A 21,158-nucleotide genomic window follows, 5' to 3' on the forward strand; every position below is an offset into this window, starting at 1 on the left:
GAGCAGAAGGCGCTGGCGTTGCGCGCTGCGCTTGATCCGGTCTGGGCCGCGCAGCAGCGGTTCAACATGGAGATGGCGGAGGCCCGCACGCTCATTTCGGCAGGCGCCATTTCCCTGGACGAGTATGTCGCCAAGCTGCGGATGGAGCAGGCGGCGCTGGACGCCGTCCAGACTGTCCAGGTGCGGGCGACCGCCACCAGCGGCGCGATGCGCGCCGGCATGCAACAGCTGGGGTTCCAGGCGCAGGATTTTACCGTGCAGGTCATCGGCGGAACAGATGCGATCCGCGCCTTTGCGATACAGGCACCCCAGGCAGTAGGCGCGCTGCAATTGATGGGCAGCAATGCCGATGGAGCAAAGGGGAAATTCGCCGCATTTACGAGTTTTCTTGGCGGGCCGTGGGGCGTGGCCCTGGGCGTAGCCATTCCGCTCGCGGTCATGCTGGGTGAAAAGCTGATCGGGGAGGCCGATGCTTCAAAGGAAGCCGCGAAAGCCGCAGATGCGCATAGGAAGTCGATAGAATCGGTAAGCGCAGCGATGCGTGCATCCATCCAGACGGCCGAAGACAAGGCGCGCGCGAATTACGTCCTGCTCGAAAGCGAACGCCTAATCGCGGCGCAGGAAGAGCGTTCGCTGCAAGTCCAACTGATCCGCGCGAAGGAACTCGCGCAGGCAGCGAAGGGCAGCAGCCTGGCTGCCGGCGGGCCGGGTGGCGCGCAGTCCATCGTTGCCAATCAATATGCGTCAGAGGTGGAAAGGCTTCAAAAGTCCCTAGCCGCCTCGCAGGAGCGGCTGAACCAGCTGACCCGCGACGCCACCACGGCGATGGGTAATTATCAGCGCGTGATTATTGATCAGGTGTCCAACGAGCGTGGCCGCGTCGCGCGCCGATACGAGAGCGACATCAATGAGGCGGTCGGTCGCGGTGACGCGGAAGCCATTGCGAAACTCAGTCGAGCGCGTGACGCGGAACTCAAGAAGATCGATGACAGCACGAGAGCGTTGGAGCGGAGCGCTCAGGCAAGGCGCGATGGAGACACCGCCACTCCGAACCAGATCAGCAAATTGCTGCTGGAGGCGTTCGGCGGCACGATCACGTCCACCACCGGCGGGAGGCATGTAAAGGGAAGCTATCACTATCGCGGGCAGGCGGTCGATTTCGTCCCGACCGGCGGCATGACTGCCATCAGCAAGGATCAGATTCGGCAAGTTTTGGAAGGCGCCGGCCTGACGATCAAGGAATTGCTGGGGCCGGGTGACAAGGGGCACAACGATCATTTCCACGTCGCCTGGAGTGGTGGCAAAGGCGCGATCGACAGCGCGCGCATCACGGACCGTTTTGCAGAAGAGCAGGCGCGCGCAGCGATGAAGGCGCAGGTTCAGCGCAACGGTTGGGCCAATGAATATGACGTCGGAGGCGCTGCCAACAACCTTTTCGAAGCCCAGGCGAACGATCTAGCCGATCGGCAGCGCCTGATCCGGTCGATGAACGACGATATCAGCGCGGGTACAGCCCTGCTCAATGTCGAATGGGAGATGCGCGGCAAGTCGCGGCGCGAGATCGAGGCGGCTGTTGAGCTCAAGCGCTATGAGATCGACCTGCAACAGCAGGGCATCGACCTTGCCAGCGCGGAAGGCCAGCAGCTGGTGGCGCGCAAGGCGAGCCAGATTGGCTTCAACCAGGCGCTGGACCAGAGCATCGACAAGATGACGGCTATGCAGGACATCGGCGCGAACCTCGCCGATACTTTGCTCAATCCGGCGACCTGGAGCAGTTGGAAGAATGTCGGGCTGAGCGCGATCAACGAGGTAACGTCGGCGCTCTGGAAGCTGGCGATCGTCAACCCGATCCAGAACCAGCTGACCGGCGGATCGCTGCCCACCATCGGCAGCCTTTTCGGATTGCTGGGCAAGAAGAGCGTGCCCGGCAGCGCCATTGGCCATGCGTATACGCCCGCCGGCGCGATGCTGGTGGGCGAGAATGGCCCGGAAATCGTGAACATGCCGCGCGGCGCAAAGGTGATGACTGCCAGCGACACGCGGCGCGCGATGGCGGGGGGCGGCGCGGCGGAGGTTACGGTGCGCGTGATCAAGGGCCCTATGTTCGACGTGGAGGTGACGCAGATTAGCGGCGCGCAGATCGCGCAGGCGGCACCCGTCATCGCGGCCGGCGCCAGCAGCGGCGCGCAGCGGGCCGTCTACCGTCGCAATTCGCGGCGGCTGGCATGATCGTCTGGTCGAGCGTGGGAGCGGTGGCGAGTGTCACCCCGACCTTTGTCGACAATGGCGGCACGATTCGCGGCGCGACCAATGCCGCCGGCTTGCGCGTCGATCGGCTGGGATCGCATTATCGCGCCGCGATCACGATCGGCATCGGGACGGCGAATGGTCGCGCCGCCCTGATCAGCGATCTGGTTCGGGCCAAGCAGGAGGGCATGCGCCTGCCCTATCCGCTGATGGGCGTGGACCAGGGCGCGCCCGGCGCGCCTGTGATGGACGGGGCCAACCAGGCGGGACGGGTCATCAATCTGCGCGGCCTGACGCCCGGCTATGTCGCCGCCAAAGGCTATTGGCTGTCGATCGTGGACGCAGCCGGGCAGCATTATCTGCACAATGTTCATGTCGGAGGCACGGTGGCGGGCGATGGCAAGGTGACCATCACGTTGGCCGAACATTTGCGCGTGCCCTTTGCTAATGGGGCGACCGTGAAGCTGGCGACGCCAATGATCGAGGGTGAGATTAGCGGGAATGAGCAAAGCTGGCAATTACAGCGGGGCAATCGCGTGATCGGCATCGGCTTCACGATCGAGGAGATGGGGTGATGACTGACATTGCATTATCAAGGCCCGCCCCTAAAACTGTCGGTATGGATGACGCCACGCGGGCCTATCTTGAGCGAGACTATCGATTTGGAAGTGAGGAGGCTGCCGAGCGCCTCCGCTTTTCTGTCGGCTTCGCGCAGAGCGGCTTGCAAGCTCTGACGTTGATCAACGGCGGTGCTCTGGTCGCGCTGTTCACTTTCGTGGGCGCGGCCGGGTCGATCCGGTTCAGCATCGCCATGCTGTGGTGGTCTTTCGCCTGCTTCGCGGCTGGGCTGACCTGCAACATCCTTGCCTATCTGTTCGCGCATCTGTCGCAGGATCAATTCTATATTGCCGCGCAAGGCGGCGCATGGGATGCGCAGGAACAGCTGAACGGTGTGCAGCCTGACCGCGACCATATGCCCCATCTTCGGTGGGGCGATCGTTATCGTATGGGCGGCGTGGCCTTCGCCTTATTGGCGCTAATCGGTTTCGTCGCGGGCGCCGGCTTCGCACTTAGCAGCGTCATCTCCGCCTGAATTCCGACCATTTGAACCCTTGCGTGCGGCGTGATGCCGCATGTTTGTCGTGGGAGTTTGCCCTTGGACCGCATCCGCCTTGCCGGCCTGCTGAAGCTGGAATTGCGCGACGGGCGCGTCATTCAGCTGTGCGATGGCGGCTTCGTGCCATGGGGCAGCGAAATCTACCGGGTCAACGATACGCAGTTCGGCATTATCGGGTCGATCGACAGTTTCGAGGAAGGCGTGGGAGACGAGGTGCCGGCCTTTTCCATCACCTTCCTGCCTGCCAGCACGGCCGCGGCTGTCGATCTGGCCGCGCCGGGGATGCAGGGGTCGCGCCTGCGGCTGTTGATCGCGGAAATCAACGACCTGACCGGACAGATCATCGGCACGCCCGATCAGCAGTTTGACGGGATGCTGGATCAGGTGCGGCTGGTCACCGGACGCGCCAAGCGGGAATTGCCGATGACATTCGTCCCGCGTGGCGAGCGGTTCTTCAATTCCAATGACGGCAACACGCTGTCAAGCGCGTTCCACAAGTCGGTCTATCCCGGCGAACTGGGCGAGGACAATGCCACCGGCCTCACCAGCGCGGTCGCCTGGGGCGTGGAGGCGCAGCCGGGCAGCAATGGCGGGCGCGCCGCGTCCATCTATCCTGGATCGGGTTGGTCCAACATCATCAACAATCCGCCGTTCCGTGAAGTCTGATCTGCCGCGCCGCGCGGCGGCGACTCGCAAGACGCTCGACAAATATCGAGCCATGCCGTTCGACTGGCGCGCGCGGGCGACCTGCATCCATCTGGCGCGCACGCATCTGCGCAACATGGGGCACAAGCCGCCGGCCATCCCGGATTTTCGATCGCCCGTTAGCGCGCGGACGGCTTTGGCGCGCACGGGAAATAGCGATCTGGTCGGGTTGCTCGACAGTCTGCTACCCCGGATCGGCGCGGCGGAAATCCTGGTCGGCGACCTTGTGCTGATCCCCGGCGATGATCTGTTCGACTGCATCTGCGTGTCGGCCGGGGGCAAGTTGTTGGGATGGCACCCGGATGATCCGAGTGGGATCAAACCGCTGCATGTCGTGGGCGAGATATTGGGGGCGTGGCGTGTCTAGCGAGATTCATCGGCAAAACAACGAAGTGCCTGCTTAGCGGTCATCCACGAAACCACATGCGTGCCTTTAGTTGCCTTCGAAAGATCGATCCTAGCAGCGCTTAGTCCCGCCGATACTCCGCCTGAAATCCATATAATAGTCACTCGGTTTGGTCGGTCCGGCTGTCGATAAACATTGGGCGCGAGCCAGCCTTCCATGTCGATCAGGCATCTTTCAACGTCTTCGAGCGGCAAATCCGTGTCGTATTCTCCTACCGGATCCCGGTTATCGAACTTCGAGATAGGGCCAGCCGCCTGAGCTGCATAAGCAACAGCGGCAAAAAGCACCGTGATTAAAGTTCGCATCAGTCCCTCCAAATTCGGGGTGTATTTAGCGCAATGTCGAAAGCGTTGAAAACCGTTGCTGTCATCGCGGGAGCGGTTGCCTTGGTGGCGACTGGCGTTGGCGCGGCGGCGGGCTTGGGCGCTTTGGGGGCGGTGGGGTCTGCATCGGCGACTGCCGCAGCAGCGACAGCATCGACCGTGGCCACCATCGCCTCCGTAGCATCCACCGTCGCGTCGATTGGCGCGCAAATGACGGCGAAGAAGCCGCCGGCGCGCGGCACGATCAACCAGGTGATCATCGCCGCCGAACCGATATCGCCCTGCATCCTGGGCCGCACCTATTCGGGCGGCGTGCTGCGCCACGATGTCGGCTATGGCGCGAAGCTGAAGAAGGTGCCGAACCCCTATAGGGGGATGGTGATCGAATATAGCGTGGCGGGGCCGTGCGACGGGCTGGATGGCATGTATCTCGACTATGCCCCGGTTCCTTTTTCGGGCGACGCGGCCACGGGCTATTATTCCGGCTTCCTCTATCGCAGCGTGCGCAGCGGGCTGTGGAGCGAAACCGCGCTGGCCCCGCACTGGAGCGGGATGCCCGACTGGACCAGCGCGCACAAGCTGTCGTCCAAGGCCGCGATCCTGTGGAACGCCAAGTTCGACCGCGACGGCAAGCGCTTTGCGTCCGGCTTCCCAGCGTCGGGGGCGGTCTGGCGCGGGGTCAGGGGATATGACGCGCGCCAGGACAGCACATTTCCCGGCGGATCAGGGCCACAGCGTGCGAATGACGAAACGACATGGGCATATAGCGAAGACCCGGGCGTGCAGGCGATATCCTATGTGCTGGGGCGGTTCCGCAACGGCAAGAAGGTGTTCGGCGTCGGTTTGCCGTTGGACGGCATTATCGTCGAGGATTTCGTGGCGCTGTCCAATATCTGCCAGGCGAATGGCTGGAAGGTGGGCGGCGTCATTTATGAACCCGGCGATCGCTGGGCCAATTTGAAGCGCATCCTGGAGGCGGGCGCAGCCGAACCGATGTGGCGCGGCGGCCGGCTGGGCGTGCGCTTCAACGCGCCGCGCGTGTCGATCCATACGCTGACCGAAGATGATCTGGCTGACCCCGATGTCGACGTGACCGCGATGCAGCCATGGGGCGCGCGGATGAATGGCATCCGGCCCAAATACCGGTCGGAAGCCAATAAATGGGAATATGTCCAGTCCGAACTGGTGTCGATCCCCAGCTACGTCACGGAGGATGGCGAGCAGAAGATCGAGGAAGTGCAATGGGATCTGGTCCAGGACAAGGATCAGGTCGCGCAGCTGGCCGCCTACCGCCTGCTGAACGCGCGCGAGCTGGCCCCGATCATCCTGCCCTGCAAGCCGCATATGCGCCATTTCGGACCCGGCGACATGCTGACGATCGACCTGCCGGAGCATGGCCTGGGCGGCGTGGACGCGGTGGTCATCAAGCGGGAACTGGACCCGGCCTCCATGGTCGTCACCTTCACGCTGATGTCGGAAAGCGCGGGCAAGCATGATTTCGCGCTCGGCCGCACCGGCACCGCGCCGCCGACGCCGGCGCTGACGACGGGGGAAGAGCGCGACGAGGTGTCGGATGGCGTCGATCGCGGCGCGGACGGCTTTTCGATCGCACCGTCGGCATGGGTGCGGGCGATCAGCTGCACCTATGCCGGCGTGCCGAAATCCGGGCAATTCCCGCTGTCGGCGACCTATTATGTGTATCAGGGGTCGGAAGATATCAGCGAGGACCCGCTGACCACCTACAGCCTGACCACCAGCAATTGCGTGGCGGCGCTCGGTGGCGCGAACAATCGTGTGCTGACGATTAGCTCGATGGCCGCAGATCGCGCCACAGCTCAGGTGACGATAAGCTATGACGGCACCGCTATCGGCGTCGCCAACGTCAACCTGACGAAGGTGCGGGATGGCGGGTCGGTGAACAGTGCGACCGATACGACGCTGACGATCAACAACAGCGCCACCTATGGTCCGGTCAATGGCGGGCCGCTTGCCCTAGCAGTGGGACCGGACGGGCTGATTTCGGCTCAGGTCAATCTGCCCTATTCGGCGTCGGTGGGTAGCGCGAAGTTGGCGGGGAAGATCCAGTATCGCACGACGCCGGGCAGCGGCAGCTGGACCGACATGGCGGCCGAAGTGCAGGACGATTACGGCGCCACGGCCGGGGAGCCATCCGTCCTGTCGATCGACCAGTCCATGGCAGGCCCCGCCAGCGCGACGACGTGGGAATTCCAGTTGCTGACGCGGCGCTATCTGGGGGCTGGCACGCTGACAGTCGATTCTGACGCGGCCATGACGGTGGGCTGGAACTGATGAACGACCGCCCAACACACCGGCTGAAAGCCGACGGGTCGCTGATTTTCCCCGAGGGCTATGCCGCCGCCGATATCGAGCTGCTTCCCGCCGGCTATTATGACGCGATCAACCTGGCGGCGGCCGAAGCGAGCCTGATCGCCCGCGTCGATCGCAAGCGGGAACAGATGCGGTCCGCCGTAATGACGCAGGGCGTGGGGCAATCCTACGCCTATGCGCAAAAGGCGGCGGAGGTGCGGGATTATCGCAATACGCTCGCCAGCGTGATCGCCGCCCTGACGACGCCGCAGCGTACGACCCGCTTCCCCTTCGCCATGGCGGAGGTGACCGCCACCGGCGACAGCCTGGCGACGGTGATCGGCCGGATCGAGGCGGGCATGACCGCATCCTGCGCCCGCATCGCTGCCGTCGAGGCGGCGGCTGTGCTCGCCAAACGCCGCATTCGCGCGGCGACCAGTACCGCGGCAAAGCAAGCCGCTTTCGACACCGCCACCTGGCCAGCCTGACACCCTAAAAATCCGAGGACAATCCATGACGATGTTCCGCACCGTTTCCGGGGCGCTGACGATCTATGCCGGTGATCCGCGCCCGGTCCATTTTCCCTTCTTCGACGCGGCCGGCGTGCCGCAGTCGTTGTCGGGGCGCAGCTTTGTTTTTGCGGTGCGGCGGGACATATTGACGCAGGCGATCTTCGACCCGATCCCGATGATCCTGTCGAATGATGGTTTCTACGTGACGGCGCCGATCACGGCTGACCAGGCGACCGCCATCTATGAGGCGGGTGTCGGCTACCCTATCGTCTATGACGTCATCGAGACGACGGCCGGGGCATCGACGACGCGATGGACGGGGCGCATCGCGGCGCTGCCCAGCACGGCGCTGCCCAGCGATGCCCCGCCCCGTTGGATCGACCTGCCGGTGGCCGAACTGGTTGCGGAAGGCGCTATCCTGCGCGTGAGTGAACGCGGCGCGGCGGGGCCCGGCGTCGAGCAGCGGTTGAAGGACCTGGGCGACATTGCCGAGGCCGATCCTGCGCTGATGCGCGACAAGATCCGCGAGTGGGGCGGCGAAGGTGGCGCGCCATTTGCGGAGGCGGCGCAGATGGCCGCACAGTTCGCGGAACAGCAGGCCGGCGTCGCCCAGGGCTTGAAGGACGCCTCGGAAGCGGCTCGCGATATCTCGATCGATGCGGCGGACCGCGCGGATGCCGCCGCTCTGTCCGCCACGGCGCAGGGGCCGCTGTGGCTGGACAAGGACGAGGGGCTGTCCGCGACGGATGAAGGCGATCAGTTCCGGTTCTACAACAGCGCCACCAAGCTGGTGGAGGTCTATACGAAGACCGGCGGGGCGGCCGTCTATCTGGGCGTCGACCTGCCGACGTCATCCTATATCGTCGATCGCACGCGGGCGCTTAACTACAACCCGATGACGGTGGACGGCGACGTTGCGGTGATCGCGGACCCGGCATCGGGACGCATGCCGTGGTGGATCGACGCCATGGGCCGCCTGTTTGCCGACGCGCTCGATCGCGGCGGCAACCCCTATCTGACGCGGTATAGCCGCCCTACCGTCGATGGCGATGCCGCGTCCTTCTACGACCCTGTGAGTGGGCGCTTACCATGGTGGATTGATGGTCATGGCAGTCTTCATGCGGACCACCGCACCATCGACGGGGCTAAACTGACTCCGTTGGACATGTTCACCGCCGCGGTTGCAGGCCTCCGCTATGACGGGCAGACCGTCGACGGCGATGCGGCGCTGATCATGGGGCCGGACCAGCGACTGCCCTTGTGGGTGGACGGGCGAGGCAACCTGCGCGGCGGCGCGTTGGATGCCGCCGGCAATCCCTATCTGACGGCACTCTCCGTCCCTTATGGGCAGCGGTCGCTTTATGCTCCGGACCGGCTGCGCCAGGCGGCAAGCCGGCTGCGCTCGATCAAGAGCGGAACGAGTTCCGTCGCGGTCACCTTCGCCATGATCGGCGACAGTTGGACCGGCACTTCGCTCTACTGGATACGCGCCTTCACCGAATATATGCAGGCGGAATATGGTGACGGGGGGCCGGGCTGGACCGCCTTCGCCTTCTCCTCCTCCGGATCGATTGCCGGATGCGCCCGCGCCGACGTGACAGTGACGAAATCCGGATCGTGGGTGTCCAACTATTTCGCCGGCGGTTCGGCCGATGCCGGGCAGGTCAGCAGCAGCACGCCGGGCAACAAATACACCATCACGCTCGCCGGGCCGGCGATCGTGACCGATGCGATCCTCCACGCGTCGAACGGGACACTGCGGTATCGCTGGAACGGCGGCGCGTGGACCGAAATCGCGATCAGCAACGATGCGCTCCAGACCTTTGCCCTTGCCGGCGTGCCGGCGACCGGATGGACGCTGGAGATCGAGGTTGTGTCGGGCACGGTCAGGATGAGCGGGATCGACCTGCAGAAGTCCGGCGGGGGCGTGCGCGTCCACAAGCTTGGCAAGAACGGATCGAATACGGCCCACTGGACCAGCGTGCCGGAGGCCGACTTCATCACCGGCATGGCCGCACTGGCACCGCATGTCGTGCAGATCATGCACCTTACCAACGACCAGATATTGAGCGGGCAGGCGCCGGTTTCGCCGGAGCAGCATGCTGCGAACGTGACGGAGATGATCCGGCGCGCGCGGATCGCCGCGCCGGTGGCGGACATGCTGCTGGTGTCGCCTCCTTCGGTGCGCAGCCAAGGATCGCCGCAAACGGCTTATGCCGTCGCCGATCGCGGGGTGGCTATCACCCAAGCCTGCGCGCATCTCGACCTGCAATATGTGTTCGGCGAGCGGTACGACGACTATGCCTATGGAGCGGACCGCGCCCTGCTCGACAACACGCTGATCCATCCCACCCAGACATTCGGCCGCGCGACCATTCTGGACGCGTTGATCCGCACGCTCACCACCGCAACGTAAAGGACGCCCGATGCCCGACATTCTCGGCCTCAATTCCGGACCGATCGAATCCAGCGATATCCCGCTCTGGGTTCCCGACCGCCTGCTGCACGGCGCGAACGGCGGCGTTATGGGACTGTTCGACCTCGCATATGCGCCCTGTTTCGAGGGCGCGGCGGCGGGCCGATCCCCCGTCGCCGGTGAGACGATCAGGGATATCGCCACCATGCTGGTCGACGGCAGCCAGAGCGAGACCACCTACAATGCCGTGATCGACATGGATTTCGAGGGCGGGTTGCCCAGCTATGAGGGGCACGGCTTCGATTATTCGACAGCGACGATCATCGGGTCCACCGTGTCCGTGCCGAACATCGCCGAGCATGTGACGGCGCAGGCGAACCAATATTGGTATCAGTGTTTATATGTCCGCCTGCCCATCAAGGCCAATTGGCACGCCAGCGGCAGCATCCGCCCCTTCACGGCGTACACCACTGATGCCGGCGGATTCCAGGCCGAGCCGGACCTGCTGACCATCGGGCAGGCGTATAGCGCCAACCAGCTGCTGCGAGCGGTGCGCACCACCAGCGCGGGCACCTATGAGCAGCTTCAGTTCACGCCGTTCGATGCGCATTTCGGGCAGATGGCGCAAATCCTGTGGTGGCGGGACGCGGCGGGCATCGGCCTTCAACTGCGTACCCAGGCCGGCGGCGTCCAGTCAATACAGGGCGCTGCGGGCGTAAAGACCACCCAGAACCTCGCCGGCAAGAAATGGCGATCCGGCCTTGGCCGCAGCTTCTGGCCCGGTACGCCGCCGCCCGCCGCGCGGTTCCGGCTCTATCGCGGTTGGGCGGAGGATGTGGAACTGTCCGGCCGCGATGCCCGCACTGTCGCAGATCAGGACTGGCGGCGCGTCATGGCACGGCCGGCGCATGTCGCGTTTTCCTGAACCTGCCGGGCCATGCCGGTCATGACATCACAACAGGGAGCATCGGCGATGACTGAAATTGGGAGGTGTCCATGATGACGGCAATCCTCGGCGCGGCGGGCAGCGCCATCGCCAACATGATCGAGCAAAGCCCTGCCACGGCTGCCCCGCCCAGTTTCGACAATGGCGCGTCGCTCTATCTCTTCAACCTGTTCCTGATGACAGCGACGACGTTCCTTGGGGCCATGCTGGTCGGCAAGCAGTGCAGCCGCATCTGGACGCAGCGTTTCTGGGACCATCCCCTCCACCCTGTTACGCTCTATCGCGCCGTTACCTTCTGCGCGGGCGTGGGCATCACCTTGCGATGCGGGGCGGAGGCGATGTTCCTGTGGGGATGGAACCCGCAGGACATCGTCACATCGGCCCGGGTATCGATGGCAAAGCGGTGGATCGACCCCATTGCCATCGGCTTTGGTCTTATGTGGATGACCATCGTGGTTCTGGGCGAACCCGGGATCGAGCATCAGCTGCGCAAAGCCCCTTTACCCGTCGACATGTGGTCGCGCTGGCCGGTTTTGGTCCGCGCGGCCGCTGTCATCCTTTTGAGCTTCGTGGCTGCGCTGGCCGCCGTATGTCTGCGGTGAGACTGGGCGCGGCGCTGGGGGCAGCCGCAATGACCTCTGTAGCATCTCGCGAGCCGGTGATCTGGTGGATCTTCGGCGAGCCGTTTCACGCTGGCCCCACCATCGTCTGCATCTGCGCCGTCATCATCACGCGCGTTATCATTGGCCTTCAGGCCAAAGGCCGCGCGCAGGTGGCGCTCGATATTTCCATCACGCTTCTGTCGCTGCTGGTCGCCATCCTGTGGGTGCAGGATCAGCAACTGGAACTGCTGGCCGCCGGCATCACCGGCATCGGCATCGGCAGTCTGGGCGCGGGCATCATCGGCATCGCCAAGGGCGCCGTCGGCGGCCGGGTGCGCGCCGCGATCGATGCCTTCTTCGGCATGAAGTCCTGACGCAGGACTGAAAACTTCCAACATTGCGAGGATCCAATGACCATCATTTCTGATGACGCTTTCGTGCGCCTGTGTCAGGCGCGCTATGGCCTGAAACAGGACGGTATCGCCGGGGCAGTGACAATCGGACGGCTGGGCCTCAAAGCGCCCCGTCGCCTGCCCGTCGATGACGATACCTTCGTGCGCCTGTTCCAGGGCAAGCATGGACTGAAGATTGACGGATGGTCGGGGCGCGACACGATCGCGATGCTTGACAGCCTGAAGCCGCCGGTGATCGATCCCAGCGACGCGGCTGGCATCCCGGACAGCTACTGGCCCATGCTCTCCCGGATCGAGAGCAGCGACAAGCCCTATGCGCAGGCGCCCACGTCCAGCGCGTCCGGCCTCTACCAGTTCATCAAGTCGACCTGGATCGGCGAAGGCGGCAAATGGGGGCCGACGCTGCGCCCGGCATTTGGGGGGCTCAAGCCGACACCGGAAGAGCAGCTGGCGCGTGCGCGATCCTTCACGGCGAAGAACGCCGCCTATTTGCGGTCGCGCGGCGTGCCGATCAATCGGGCGACGCTCTATGCTGCGCACTTTCTGGGCGCGGTCACGGCCGGGTCGATCCTGGCAGCGGACAAGGCGCAGCGCGCCGACCTGATCGCCGGCAAGGCAGCGACGGCGGCCAATCCGTCGATCCTGGAGGACAAGACGGTTGGCGACTTCATTGACTGGTTGCGCGGCAAGACGGGTGATGCGGCAAAGTGAACGCACTTTCATCCACGCTGCGCGGCTCGGCAGACGGCGGCATCCTGTTCATGTGCCCCGGTTGCAAGGCGGTGCATGGCATCAAGGTAGGCGAAGGTGCTGGGCCGCGCTGGGGCTATAACGGCAATCCCGAAGCGCCGACCTTCACGCCGTCCATCCTGGTGACCACCGGTCGCGCGGTGGACCCGTCCTTTAAGCCTGAGCCTGGCGATCCGCCGGAGGTATGCCATTCCTTCATCACCGATGGACGCATCCAGTTTCTGACCGACTGCACCCACCGGCTGGCCGGCCATACCATCCCGCTGCCGCCCTTCAGTTGGGGCGAAGAGTGATGGGGCTGGGAAAGATTGCACGCGGCCTCGGCAAGGTGGGGCAGCTCATCGAGGGTGTTGGCTATATCATCGCGGCGGGTCGCGTGCTGGTTCGTTCCATAAAGGGTGACCCTGCCGAACGCCGCGATGATGAGCGACAGGATCAGGCGTCCAATGGCCCCAGCGGCGACGAAGAGCAATAGAGAGGGGGGAAACCAAAGCGGCGTCGCGGCCTAGCCGACGCGCAACGCCAAATTGACATTCGCCGACCAGCAATGCACCGTACGATAATGCGAAACCAGACAGAGCATGTTCACATTAACAGCGTGCCAAGATTGGTTGTCGGACAGCCGGGCCTTACAACAGTGATAGTTTTAGCGTTTTCGCTTGCGGGGTGTTCACCCTCGCGAGGAGCAGATAGTGGTCAGCAAATCATCGACCGTGTTGAGGCCACTTGGAATATTAAAAATCCGGTTGGCGCTTATCAGATGCTTCCCGGGGAGAATCCGTCTTCTGTAGCCGTGCTAGACACGCGCACAGGTCGTCTACAAAACTGTTTTCTCGTGGATTCCCGCTATCACTGCTTGGCGCAGACCAACGTCAGCCAGCAGCGAGGCGGTTTGCCATCGTCCTAATTATGGTGGATCTGGCCGGTGTATTACGGTGCCGCGTGTTGACATCAAACTTCAGTGAAAGCAGCTTACCCGCCCCATGTGTAATCGAGCGGAGCGCGGGCAGACGGATAAGGTGCTGCGCCTTTTCAAGGCGCGGCCGGGCTTGCGTTTCAACGAAGGACCGATGGAAACACATCCTGGGCAGCCGGGCACGATCATACGGATCGAAGATAGCGAACGGGTGCTGGAGCAGATGACTTGGGGCTTTCCGGTTAGCCTGAAGAGCAAGAAAACCGGCAACCTGCTGAAGCCCAAACCAGTGAACAATGCGCGGTTCGACAAGCTGGGCAGCTTCTGGAAACGGTGGGCGACCGACCCCGGCAACCGATGCCTAATCCCGACGGCACGCTATGCGGAGGCGGTGGGCGAGCCGGGGCGGATGACGGAGACGTGGCTGTCCGTTACTGATCAGCCAATCTTTGCCTGGGCGGGGCTATGGACCAACAGCGACGAATGGGGCGCCGTCTATACCGGGGTGATGACCGACAATGCGCCCGAGCTACACGACATTCATGATCGGTCCCCGGTGATCCTTGATCCTCAGGATTGGGAGACATGGCTGCATGCGCCGCTGAAGGACCTTTATCAGTTTGACCGACCCTATCCGGCGGAGCGCATGACGATCGACCGAACGGACCGGCCATGGTTCAGAAAGGCCGGATCGGCAGACGCGCAGCGCCCTTTGTTTTGATGGCGACAGACTCCGCAAAATATTGATCCCAAATGGTTCTCCCCGCCCGAATGGCATAGACAACTATTCTGTCCCGGGCGTAGATAGCGCCGTCGTCGATCCGGCGACTATTCGGGGGTTACTATGAAAATCATGAAGTTCGCCGCGGCGTGGTGCGCCGTTGCGTTTTCGTCGTTCGCGGCGTCGGCCGCCACGCTTCCTGCCAACACCATGATCGTTGTCACGCCGGTGCAGGAAGTGACGTCCAAAAAGATGAAGGAAGGGGACGCCGTCGCATTCCAGGTCGTGAATGACGTGGTGGAAAATGGCGCCGTGATCATCCCGCGCGGCACGCCGGTCAAGGGCACGGTGACCTGGCGCACCGGCAAGGGCATCGGCGGGAAGTCGGCCAAGTTCGAGGTCACGTTCAATTCGGTGCAGCTGGCTGGCCGGGATTGGGGCCTGCGCGGCAGCCATCGTCAGGAGGGTCGCGGCAACACGATGGCGGCGCTGTTCGGATCAATGCTGATTTCGGGTCGATCGGCCGTGATGGTGCCGGGCCAGTTGGTCAATGCCTTCACATCAGAGGCGATCGTCACGCAATGACGACCATGCGGGGCATCGAAATGGTGCCCCGCCTGATATGGGTGACAGGGCAGGAGCAGGTCTGGCGGTGCTACAGGTCGATATTCCGGCGCTCCATTTCGCCCAGCGCCAATTCCTCGCGTCGGGTCGGATGCTCATGATCAGCCGCATTCAGCCAAATCGCCAATATCTCGGCGTCCGTTAACGCGGCCAGTTCGGCTTCAAGCTCATCATCTGTTGCCATAAGAGATCGTCTCCTTGAGCGCTGATTCGGTCAAGCCTTCGCTTCAGGCGCGAGATGGGCTATTTTGGCAGATGCTCTGCAAGTCGATCTGCCCAGGTTTCCGCGCCTTCTTCGCGCAGCGCCTGCGCCAGTTCCCATATCTCCATCGGGTGGACATAGGTGCCAGCGTCGATTTGCTTCATGAGGATGTTCAGTTCAGCGGTGAGCGGGTGATGATCGGGCAGGACAGGCATGCGCTCTGTTCGCGCAATGTTCTTGTGCTCGTCAAGCCAAATCCGGTTTACGCCTGCGCCCCAACACATTGAAAAGGCACAGCGCAATTTCTGGCCGTTTTACAGATTGGGTGGCAGAAATCCGGGATTCTGTAGAGCTTGGAAGGCTAGTGCTCTACCATTGAGCTATACCCGCCCGGCAGAGGAGCGCCCTGCCATCATCGCGGGGGGTTCGTCAACCCGGCTTTGCGTGGAAAGCGCGCGAAGATGGCGCTTACGCATGGAGGCCATTTCCTCTATCACCGGCGCATGAGCAGCCCGTCCCTGCGCCAGTTGGATATTTTCGCGCAGATGGTGGCGGCGGGCAGCGTGGCGCGCTGTGCCGAGGATATGGGTCTGACCCGGCCAGAGGTGCTGGACGGGATCGCGGCGCTGGAGATGCGGCTGGGCTATCGGCTGTTCGACGATCCAGGCGGCGAAGCGCGGCTGACGCCGGCCGGGCGCAAGACCGCGCAGGCGATGATGCAGCTGGGCGGCGACGCGCCGGCGGCCGTCGATGCGTCGGCGGCGGATATGCCGCCTTTGCAAGCAGTGCAGCCCACGCCGCCGCGCGATGCGATCATCCTGGCCGCGCCCGCGCCGATCTTCGGCCATTTCCAGGACGCGCTCGCTGCGTTCGAGGCGGCCAATGACGATATCGCCATCAGCATCGACCTGCATGTCCACAGCGCGAACGACGCCGCGGCGGCGCTGGCGAGCGGGCACGCCGACATCGCCTATTTCTACGCGCTGGAAGAGCCGGCCGCGCCCCCGTCCCGCTATGGCTGGTCGGAGCCGGTCAACCTTTATGCCGGAAGCGGCCATAGGCTGGCGCGCGCGGACATGGTGGGGCGCGCGGACCTCGCTGCGACGCCGCTGCTGACGATGGAACGCAGCAACGGAATGCGCGACATCGTCGAGGCGGCACTGGCGCGCGGGCGCGCATCCTTTGCGATGGCAGCGCTGGAAAGCGACAATATGCTGGAGATCGTCGAGGCGCTGCGTGATGGAGCCGGCTGCTTTGCCGCCTTTGGCCCCCTGGCGCGCGACCTTGGCCGGATGAGCGGCATCCGGCGGCTGGCGCTGGACATGCCCCTGCCCGCCATCGAAATCCGGCAGGCGGTGGGACCGCATCTGGCCGACAAGCCGGCGGCCGAGGCGCTGGCCGACTATCTGTTTCTATAAGCCGCCATTGTCATTGCCGCCATGTTTCCGCGTCGTGGCGCATCGTCGCAAATTTCCGACGAACAGGCTTGTTACGGTGTAACATCCTAGATACAGGGTCGGCATCAGATCATAGTCAAAGGGTTGATCCTCCATGTCCCGCTTTTCGATGCTGCGCGCCGGCTGCGCCCTGCCGCTGCTGTGCCTTTCCGTCCCGGGCCTTGCCCAGACCGCGCCGGCCGCCGACGCGGATCAGGATGGCAGCTATCATGACCAGCGCGCCGACATTGTCGTCACCGCCCTGATCCCGCGGCGGCAGGGGGACATATTGTCGGGCACCAGCGTCCTGACCGGTGAGAAACTCACCCGCGAACTGCGCCCCAGCATCGGCGAAACGCTGGCGCGTCAGCCGGGCGTGTCGGCGACCTCCTTTGGCCCCAGCGCATCGCGCCCCATCCTGCGTGGCTTTCAGGGCGAGCGGGTACGCATATTGACCGATGGCATCGGCAGCTTCGACGTGTCGAACACATCGGTCGACCATGCCGTGGCGATCAATCCGCTGACCGCCGATCGCATCGAAATCCTGCGCGGGCCGTCCGCCCTGCTCTATGGGTCGTCGGCGATCGGCGGCGTCGTCAATGTGATCGACAGCCGCATTCCGCGCCGCGTGCCCGATGAGCCGATACATATCGACGCGATCGGCACCTATGGCAGCGCCGCCAATGAGCGTACGGGCGCGGGCGAAATCGAAGTGCCGCTGGCCGACAAGTTCGTCGTCCATCTGGACGGCAGCTACAGCAAGACCGGCGATCTCGACACTGGCAACTATATTCTGACGCCGGCGCTGCGCGCGCAGGCGGCGGCGAGCGGCGACGCGGAGATTGCCGACCTTGCGAACCTCAAAGGCAAGCTGCCCAACAGCGCCGGGCGCGTATGGGAAGTGGCCGGCGGCGCGGCCTATATCGACGATGGCGGCAATCTGGGCGTGTCGTTCGCGCATACCGACAATTTCTACGGTGTGCCGGTGCGCTATGCACTCGCCCCCGATGGCGAGGCGGAGGAGGTGCGGCTGCGCATGAAGCAGGACCGCGTCGACCTGCGCGGCGAAGTCGCCGTCAATGGCGGCTTCCTCGACAGCATCCGCCTGCGCGCAGGTTATGCCGATTATCAGCATCAGGAAATCGAGGATACGGGTGAGGTCGGCACGACCTTCTACAACCAGTCGATGGAAAGCCGGCTGGAATTCGTGCAGTCCAAGCGCGGCGGATGGGACGGCGCGTTCGGCGCGCAATTCTTCACGCGCCGCTTTCAGGTCGAAGGCGAAGAAAAATTCCTGCCCAAGAATGAAACCAACCAGATCGGCTTCTTCACGCTGCAATCGCTGGACCTGGGCGACACCCGGCTGGAAGGTGGCGCGCGCTTTGAACATACCAATGTCAGTGCCGACGCCGACGAGGCGCTGTTTTTCGACGGGCGCCGCCGCAGCTTCGATGCGCTGTCCGGTTCCATCGGCATCAGCCAGGCGATCATGCCCGGCTGGCGCGTGGGCCTGAACGCGTCGCGCAGCGAACGCGCGCCATCGGCCGAGGAGTTGTTCGCGCGCGGCAATCATGCCGGTACGCAGGCCTTTGAGTTGGGCAACCCCGATTTCGGCAAGGAAAAAAGCTGGGGCCTGGAAGGCACGCTGCGCGGATCGGGCGACGGCTACAGCTTCAGCCTGGCGGCTTATCATAACTGGTTCAGCGGCTATATCTATGAAAGCGTCGCCGCCGACAGCGCGTGCCAGGCGGTCAATGGCGGCGAGGAGCTGGAATTTCCCTGCTACGCCTTCAACCAGGCCGATGCCCGCTATTACGGGTTCGAGGCGGAGGCGACGGTCAAGCTGGCGCAGCTGGGCAGCTATGCGATCAATGTCGATGGCGTTGCCGATTATGTCCGCGCCACCATCAAGGGCAGTGGCCCCGCGCCGCGCATCCCGCCGCTGCGGCTGCTGGGCGGGCTGGAAGCGCAGGGCGATCGGCTGTCCGCCCGCGCCGAAGTCGAGCATGTGTTCGATCAGGATCGGGTGACGGACTTCGAAACGCCGACCGACGGCTATACGATGGTCAACGCATCACTGTCGTTCAAGCCGCTGCCCGGCAACGACCGCACCACGCTGATGCTGTCGGCCAACAATATCTTTGACGTGGAGGCCCGGCGCCATGCCAGCTTCCTCAAGGATTTCGCGCCGCTGGCCGGCCGCGACATCCGCGTGACGGCGCGCTTCTCGCTATAGGGCACGGAACCGGGGCCGGACGATGCGTCCCGGCCCCGACCGGCCGATTGCGCATTATGACGTTTATGTTACATGCGATCGATGCGCCAGATCGCCGCCCTGCCCTATACGACCGCCGCCGATGGTTCGATGCAGATCCTGCTGATCACATCGCGCGATACCGGACGCTGGGTGATTCCCAAGGGCAATCGCATGAAGGGGCTTGCGGGGCATCGCGCCGCCGAACTGGAAGCCTATGAGGAAGCGGGGATACAGGGCATCGCCTGCCCGGCCCGCATCGGTCGCTACCGTTATGACAAGCGCCGCCGCAAGGGCGGATCGCGCGAGGCGATGGTCGACGTATTCCCCCTGGCCGTCACCCGCCACTTGACCCACTGGCCCGAACAGGGGCAGCGCGAACTGCGCTGGTTCCCGCTCGCCGAAGCGGCGAAAGCGGTGGACGAGCCGGACCTCCAATCCATCATCGCGCGCTTCCGCAAACCCCCCGCCGATCCGGGCTGGTTCTTTCGCGTCCTGATCGCTATGCGCGACCGGCAGAATGAAAGGACAGGTCTATTGCGCTGGTTCCACGCGCTGATGCCCAAGCAGGGGCGTTTCTTCGAACAGTTTGAGGATCATGCCACGACATTGGTCGCGGGCGCGGATGCGCTGGCGCGGCTGATGCAGGGCGGACCGGACATGGCGACCCATATCCGCACCATTTCCGATCAGGAGCATGTCGCCGACGACATCATCCGCGATGTGCTGAAGGATGTGCGGCGCATCTTCGTCACGCCTTTCGACCGCAGCGCGATCACCGACCTCATCGGGGTGATGGACGACGCGATCGACCAGATGAACCAGACCGCCAAGGCGGTCGCGCTCTACGAAGTGACGACATTCCCGCCGCAGATGCAGGATATGAGCGCTCTAATCGTCGAATGCGCGCGCATCACGGAGGAAGCGATCCCGCTGCTGCGATCGCTCAATCTCAACGCCGCGCGGCTGCACGACCTGACGGAGAGGCTGGTCACGCTGGAAGGCCACGCCGACATATTGCATGAAGACGGGCTGAAACTTCTTTATGCGCAGGCCCGCGACGGCAATCCGATGGACTTCATCGTCGGCCGGGAAATCTACAGCCATCTGGAAAAGGTGACCGACCGGTTCGAGGATGTCGCCAACGAGATTTCCGGCCTGGTCATCGACCACGCCTGATCCCGCGCACATCCCATGGACCCCATCGCCCTTCCGCTGCTGATCGCGCTGGTCGGCGTCGCCCTGCTGTTCGATTTCCTGAACGGGCTGCACGACGCCGCCAATTCGATCGCGACCATCGTGTCCACCCGCGTGCTGAAACCGCAATATGCGGTCGCCTGGGCGGCCTTCTTCAACTTCATCGCCTTTCTCTTCTTCGGCCTGCATGTGGCGACGACGGTGGGCAAGGGTATCGTCGACGCCAGCATCATCGACCCGCAGGTCATCTTCGGCGCACTGATGGGGGCGATCAGCTGGAACCTCATCACCTGGGCGCTGGGCATACCGTCCTCGTCCAGCCATGCGCTGATCGGCGGATTGCTGGGCGCGGGCGTATCCAAGGCGGGCCTGCCCGCCGTGGTGTGGAGCGGGGTGTTCAAAACCAGCGTCGCCATCGTCCTGTCGCCGGCGGTCGGCCTGTTCCTGGCGCTGATGCTGGTGCTGGTGGTGAGCTGGATATTCCGCCGCTTCACGCCACAGGGCGCGGACCGGGTGTTCCGCAAGCTGCAACTGGTATCCGCATCGCTCTATTCGCTGGGTCATGGCGGCAATGACGCGCAGAAGACGATGGGGATCATCGCCGTGCTGCTTTATTCGCAGGGCATGCTGGGCGGCACCTTCTACGTACCCTTCTGGGTGATCCTGTCCTGCCAGGCGGCGATGGGGCTGGGCACGTTGCTGGGCGGGTGGAAAATCGTCCACACCATGGGGTCGAAGATCACGCGGCTGACGCCGGCACAGGGTTTCTGCGCCGAAACCGGAGGGGCTATCACCCTGTTCATGGCGACCCATCTGGGCGTGCCTGTGTCGACCACTCATACCATCACCGGCGCCATCGTCGGGGTGGGCGCGTCACGCCGCCTGTCGGCCGTGCGCTGGAACATCGCGTCGCGCATCGTCGTCGCCTGGGTCGTCACCCTGCCCGCCGCCGCGGCGATCGGCGCGCTATTCTATGGGCTGACGCAGCTGTTCTAGGCAAGACGAAGGCGCGGTCGGTTGCCCGCCGCGCCTTTTCCTCTCCT

Annotated in this window: 22 protein-coding genes and 1 pseudogene; 20 read left to right on the forward strand and 3 right to left on the reverse strand. The window is 63.9% G+C overall.

What is annotated here, in order from left to right:
- The 5 genes and pseudogenes from LL253_RS08080 to LL253_RS08100 form a co-directional block, all read left to right on the forward strand.
- A pseudogene (locus tag LL253_RS08080) lies at positions 1 to 2,229 on the forward strand (hypothetical protein); the annotation flags it as partial.
- Positions 2,226 to 2,822 (forward strand): hypothetical protein, encoded by a 597-nt coding sequence (locus LL253_RS08085; RefSeq protein WP_228226851.1) that lies wholly within the window; start codon positions 2,226 to 2,228, stop codon positions 2,820 to 2,822. The pseudogene LL253_RS08080 and the gene LL253_RS08085, both read left to right, overlap by 4 nt.
- A 44-nt stretch (positions 2,823 to 2,866) precedes the next feature.
- On the forward strand, positions 2,867 to 3,340 hold the full coding sequence (locus LL253_RS08090) for a hypothetical protein (protein ID WP_228226852.1): 474 nt from the start codon (positions 2,867 to 2,869) through the stop codon (positions 3,338 to 3,340).
- 63 nt (positions 3,341 to 3,403) lie between these two features.
- On the forward strand, positions 3,404 to 4,030 hold the full coding sequence (locus LL253_RS08095) for a hypothetical protein (protein ID WP_228226853.1): 627 nt from the start codon (positions 3,404 to 3,406) through the stop codon (positions 4,028 to 4,030).
- Entirely contained in the window at positions 4,020 to 4,436 is a 417-nt protein-coding gene (locus LL253_RS08100; protein ID WP_228226854.1) for a DUF6950 family protein, read from the forward strand. The genes LL253_RS08095 and LL253_RS08100 overlap by 11 nt, the downstream gene beginning before the upstream one ends.
- On the opposite strand, the gene LL253_RS08105 is transcribed toward LL253_RS08100, so the two are convergent.
- On the reverse strand, positions 4,433 to 4,780 hold the full coding sequence (locus LL253_RS08105) for a hypothetical protein (protein WP_228226855.1): 348 nt from the start codon (positions 4,778 to 4,780) through the stop codon (positions 4,433 to 4,435). The two genes, LL253_RS08100 and LL253_RS08105, sit on opposite strands and share 4 nt — an antisense overlap.
- A gap of 84 nt (positions 4,781 to 4,864) precedes the next feature.
- Between LL253_RS08105 and LL253_RS08110 the strand changes: the two genes are divergently transcribed.
- The 11 genes from LL253_RS08110 to LL253_RS08160 all read left to right on the forward strand — a co-directional run bounded on the left by LL253_RS08110 (position 4,865) and on the right by LL253_RS08160 (position 14,987).
- Entirely contained in the window at positions 4,865 to 7,108 is a 2,244-nt protein-coding gene (locus tag LL253_RS08110; protein WP_228227009.1) for a phage tail protein, read from the forward strand.
- On the forward strand, positions 7,108 to 7,614 hold the full coding sequence (locus LL253_RS08115; protein WP_228226856.1) for a hypothetical protein: 507 nt from the start codon (positions 7,108 to 7,110) through the stop codon (positions 7,612 to 7,614). The genes LL253_RS08110 and LL253_RS08115 overlap by 1 nt, the downstream gene beginning before the upstream one ends.
- A gap of 25 nt (positions 7,615 to 7,639) precedes the next feature.
- Positions 7,640 to 10,054 carry an SGNH/GDSL hydrolase family protein gene (locus LL253_RS08120; protein ID WP_228226857.1) on the forward strand — a complete coding sequence of 805 codons (2,415 nt, stop codon included), beginning with the start codon at positions 7,640 to 7,642 and terminating at the stop codon, positions 10,052 to 10,054.
- 10 nt (positions 10,055 to 10,064) lie between these two features.
- Positions 10,065 to 10,979 carry a hypothetical protein gene (locus tag LL253_RS08125; RefSeq protein ID WP_228226858.1) on the forward strand — a complete coding sequence of 305 codons (915 nt, stop codon included), beginning with the start codon at positions 10,065 to 10,067 and terminating at the stop codon, positions 10,977 to 10,979.
- A gap of 71 nt (positions 10,980 to 11,050) precedes the next feature.
- The gene (locus LL253_RS08130; RefSeq protein WP_228226859.1) at positions 11,051 to 11,602 is read left to right on the forward strand and encodes a hypothetical protein; all 552 of its coding nucleotides are present in this window, start codon (positions 11,051 to 11,053) and stop codon (positions 11,600 to 11,602) included.
- A 29-nt stretch (positions 11,603 to 11,631) separates the two neighbouring features.
- Positions 11,632 to 11,976, forward strand: a complete 345-nt coding sequence (locus LL253_RS08135) for a hypothetical protein (protein WP_228226860.1) — start codon at positions 11,632 to 11,634, stop codon at positions 11,974 to 11,976.
- Positions 11,977 to 12,012: 36 nt separating this feature from the next.
- A complete protein-coding gene (locus tag LL253_RS08140; RefSeq protein ID WP_228226861.1) occupies positions 12,013 to 12,726 on the forward strand; it encodes a lysozyme family protein in 714 nt (237 codons plus the stop codon).
- Complete coding sequence (locus LL253_RS08145; protein ID WP_228226862.1) at positions 12,723 to 13,058, forward strand: DUF6527 family protein; 336 nt, start codon at positions 12,723 to 12,725, stop codon at positions 13,056 to 13,058. The genes LL253_RS08140 and LL253_RS08145 overlap by 4 nt, the downstream gene beginning before the upstream one ends.
- Positions 13,058 to 13,240 (forward strand): hypothetical protein, encoded by a 183-nt coding sequence (locus LL253_RS08150; RefSeq protein ID WP_228226863.1) that lies wholly within the window; start codon positions 13,058 to 13,060, stop codon positions 13,238 to 13,240. Before LL253_RS08145 ends, LL253_RS08150 begins: the two co-directional genes overlap by 1 nt.
- 508 nt (positions 13,241 to 13,748) lie before the next feature.
- Positions 13,749 to 14,402, forward strand: coding sequence for an SOS response-associated peptidase (locus LL253_RS08155; protein WP_323133407.1), 654 nt, complete (start codon positions 13,749 to 13,751; stop codon positions 14,400 to 14,402).
- A gap of 123 nt (positions 14,403 to 14,525) precedes the next feature.
- Entirely contained in the window at positions 14,526 to 14,987 is a 462-nt protein-coding gene (locus LL253_RS08160; protein WP_228226865.1) for a hypothetical protein, read from the forward strand.
- Positions 14,988 to 15,057: 70 nt separating this feature from the next.
- On the opposite strand, the gene LL253_RS08165 is transcribed toward LL253_RS08160, so the two are convergent.
- Together LL253_RS08165 and LL253_RS08170 are read right to left on the reverse strand one after the other, a co-directional pair.
- Positions 15,058 to 15,210, reverse strand: a complete 153-nt coding sequence (locus tag LL253_RS08165; protein WP_228226866.1) for a hypothetical protein — start codon at positions 15,208 to 15,210, stop codon at positions 15,058 to 15,060.
- 59 nt (positions 15,211 to 15,269) lie between these two features.
- Entirely contained in the window at positions 15,270 to 15,443 is a 174-nt protein-coding gene (locus tag LL253_RS08170) for a hypothetical protein (protein ID WP_228226867.1), read from the reverse strand.
- A 288-nt stretch (positions 15,444 to 15,731) separates the two neighbouring features.
- On the opposite strand from LL253_RS08170, the gene LL253_RS08175 reads away from it, so the two are divergent.
- From LL253_RS08175 to LL253_RS08190, 4 genes are all read left to right on the forward strand, one after another.
- The gene (locus LL253_RS08175) at positions 15,732 to 16,646 is read left to right on the forward strand and encodes a LysR family transcriptional regulator (protein WP_228226868.1); all 915 of its coding nucleotides are present in this window, start codon (positions 15,732 to 15,734) and stop codon (positions 16,644 to 16,646) included.
- Positions 16,647 to 16,779: 133 nt separating this feature from the next.
- Positions 16,780 to 18,900, forward strand: coding sequence for a TonB-dependent receptor (locus LL253_RS08180; RefSeq protein WP_228226869.1), 2,121 nt, complete (start codon positions 16,780 to 16,782; stop codon positions 18,898 to 18,900).
- A gap of 81 nt (positions 18,901 to 18,981) precedes the next feature.
- On the forward strand, positions 18,982 to 20,097 hold the full coding sequence (locus LL253_RS08185) for a DUF47 family protein (protein WP_037542530.1): 1,116 nt from the start codon (positions 18,982 to 18,984) through the stop codon (positions 20,095 to 20,097).
- Positions 20,098 to 20,112: 15 nt separating this feature from the next.
- Entirely contained in the window at positions 20,113 to 21,111 is a 999-nt protein-coding gene (locus tag LL253_RS08190) for an inorganic phosphate transporter (protein WP_228226870.1), read from the forward strand.
- The last annotated feature ends 47 nt before the right edge of the window (positions 21,112 to 21,158 follow it).

This window comes from Sphingobium soli, assembly GCF_020782245.1.
GTDB lineage: Bacteria > Pseudomonadota > Alphaproteobacteria > Sphingomonadales > Sphingomonadaceae > Sphingobium > Sphingobium soli.

What these genes read in the sequence shown, in the direction of transcription:
- LL253_RS08105 (WP_228226855.1), bottom strand. Translation starts at nt 4,780, where the DNA reads ATGCGAACTTTAATCACGGTGCTTTTTGCCGCTGTTGCTTATGCAGCT.
- LL253_RS08165 (WP_228226866.1), bottom strand. Translation starts at nt 15,210, where the DNA reads ATGGCAACAGATGATGAGCTTGAAGCCGAACTGGCCGCGTTAACGGAC.
- LL253_RS08180 (WP_228226869.1), top strand. Translation starts at nt 16,780, where the DNA reads ATGTCCCGCTTTTCGATGCTGCGCGCCGGCTGCGCCCTGCCGCTGCTG.
- LL253_RS08115 (WP_228226856.1), top strand. Translation starts at nt 7,108, where the DNA reads ATGAACGACCGCCCAACACACCGGCTGAAAGCCGACGGGTCGCTGATT.
- LL253_RS08150 (WP_228226863.1), top strand. Translation starts at nt 13,058, where the DNA reads ATGGGGCTGGGAAAGATTGCACGCGGCCTCGGCAAGGTGGGGCAGCTC.
- LL253_RS08125 (WP_228226858.1), top strand. Translation starts at nt 10,065, where the DNA reads ATGCCCGACATTCTCGGCCTCAATTCCGGACCGATCGAATCCAGCGAT.
- LL253_RS08170 (WP_228226867.1), bottom strand. Translation starts at nt 15,443, where the DNA reads ATGCCTGTCCTGCCCGATCATCACCCGCTCACCGCTGAACTGAACATC.
- LL253_RS08190 (WP_228226870.1), top strand. Translation starts at nt 20,113, where the DNA reads ATGGACCCCATCGCCCTTCCGCTGCTGATCGCGCTGGTCGGCGTCGCC.
- LL253_RS08090 (WP_228226852.1), top strand. Translation starts at nt 2,867, where the DNA reads ATGGATGACGCCACGCGGGCCTATCTTGAGCGAGACTATCGATTTGGA.
- LL253_RS08085 (WP_228226851.1), top strand. Translation starts at nt 2,226, where the DNA reads ATGATCGTCTGGTCGAGCGTGGGAGCGGTGGCGAGTGTCACCCCGACC.
- LL253_RS08120 (WP_228226857.1), top strand. Translation starts at nt 7,640, where the DNA reads ATGACGATGTTCCGCACCGTTTCCGGGGCGCTGACGATCTATGCCGGT.
- LL253_RS08160 (WP_228226865.1), top strand. Translation starts at nt 14,526, where the DNA reads ATGAAAATCATGAAGTTCGCCGCGGCGTGGTGCGCCGTTGCGTTTTCG.
- LL253_RS08135 (WP_228226860.1), top strand. Translation starts at nt 11,632, where the DNA reads ATGACCTCTGTAGCATCTCGCGAGCCGGTGATCTGGTGGATCTTCGGC.
- LL253_RS08140 (WP_228226861.1), top strand. Translation starts at nt 12,013, where the DNA reads ATGACCATCATTTCTGATGACGCTTTCGTGCGCCTGTGTCAGGCGCGC.
- LL253_RS08175 (WP_228226868.1), top strand. Translation starts at nt 15,732, where the DNA reads ATGAGCAGCCCGTCCCTGCGCCAGTTGGATATTTTCGCGCAGATGGTG.
- LL253_RS08155 (WP_323133407.1), top strand. Translation starts at nt 13,749, where the DNA reads ATGTGTAATCGAGCGGAGCGCGGGCAGACGGATAAGGTGCTGCGCCTT.
- LL253_RS08185 (WP_037542530.1), top strand. Translation starts at nt 18,982, where the DNA reads ATGCGCCAGATCGCCGCCCTGCCCTATACGACCGCCGCCGATGGTTCG.
- LL253_RS08130 (WP_228226859.1), top strand. Translation starts at nt 11,051, where the DNA reads ATGATGACGGCAATCCTCGGCGCGGCGGGCAGCGCCATCGCCAACATG.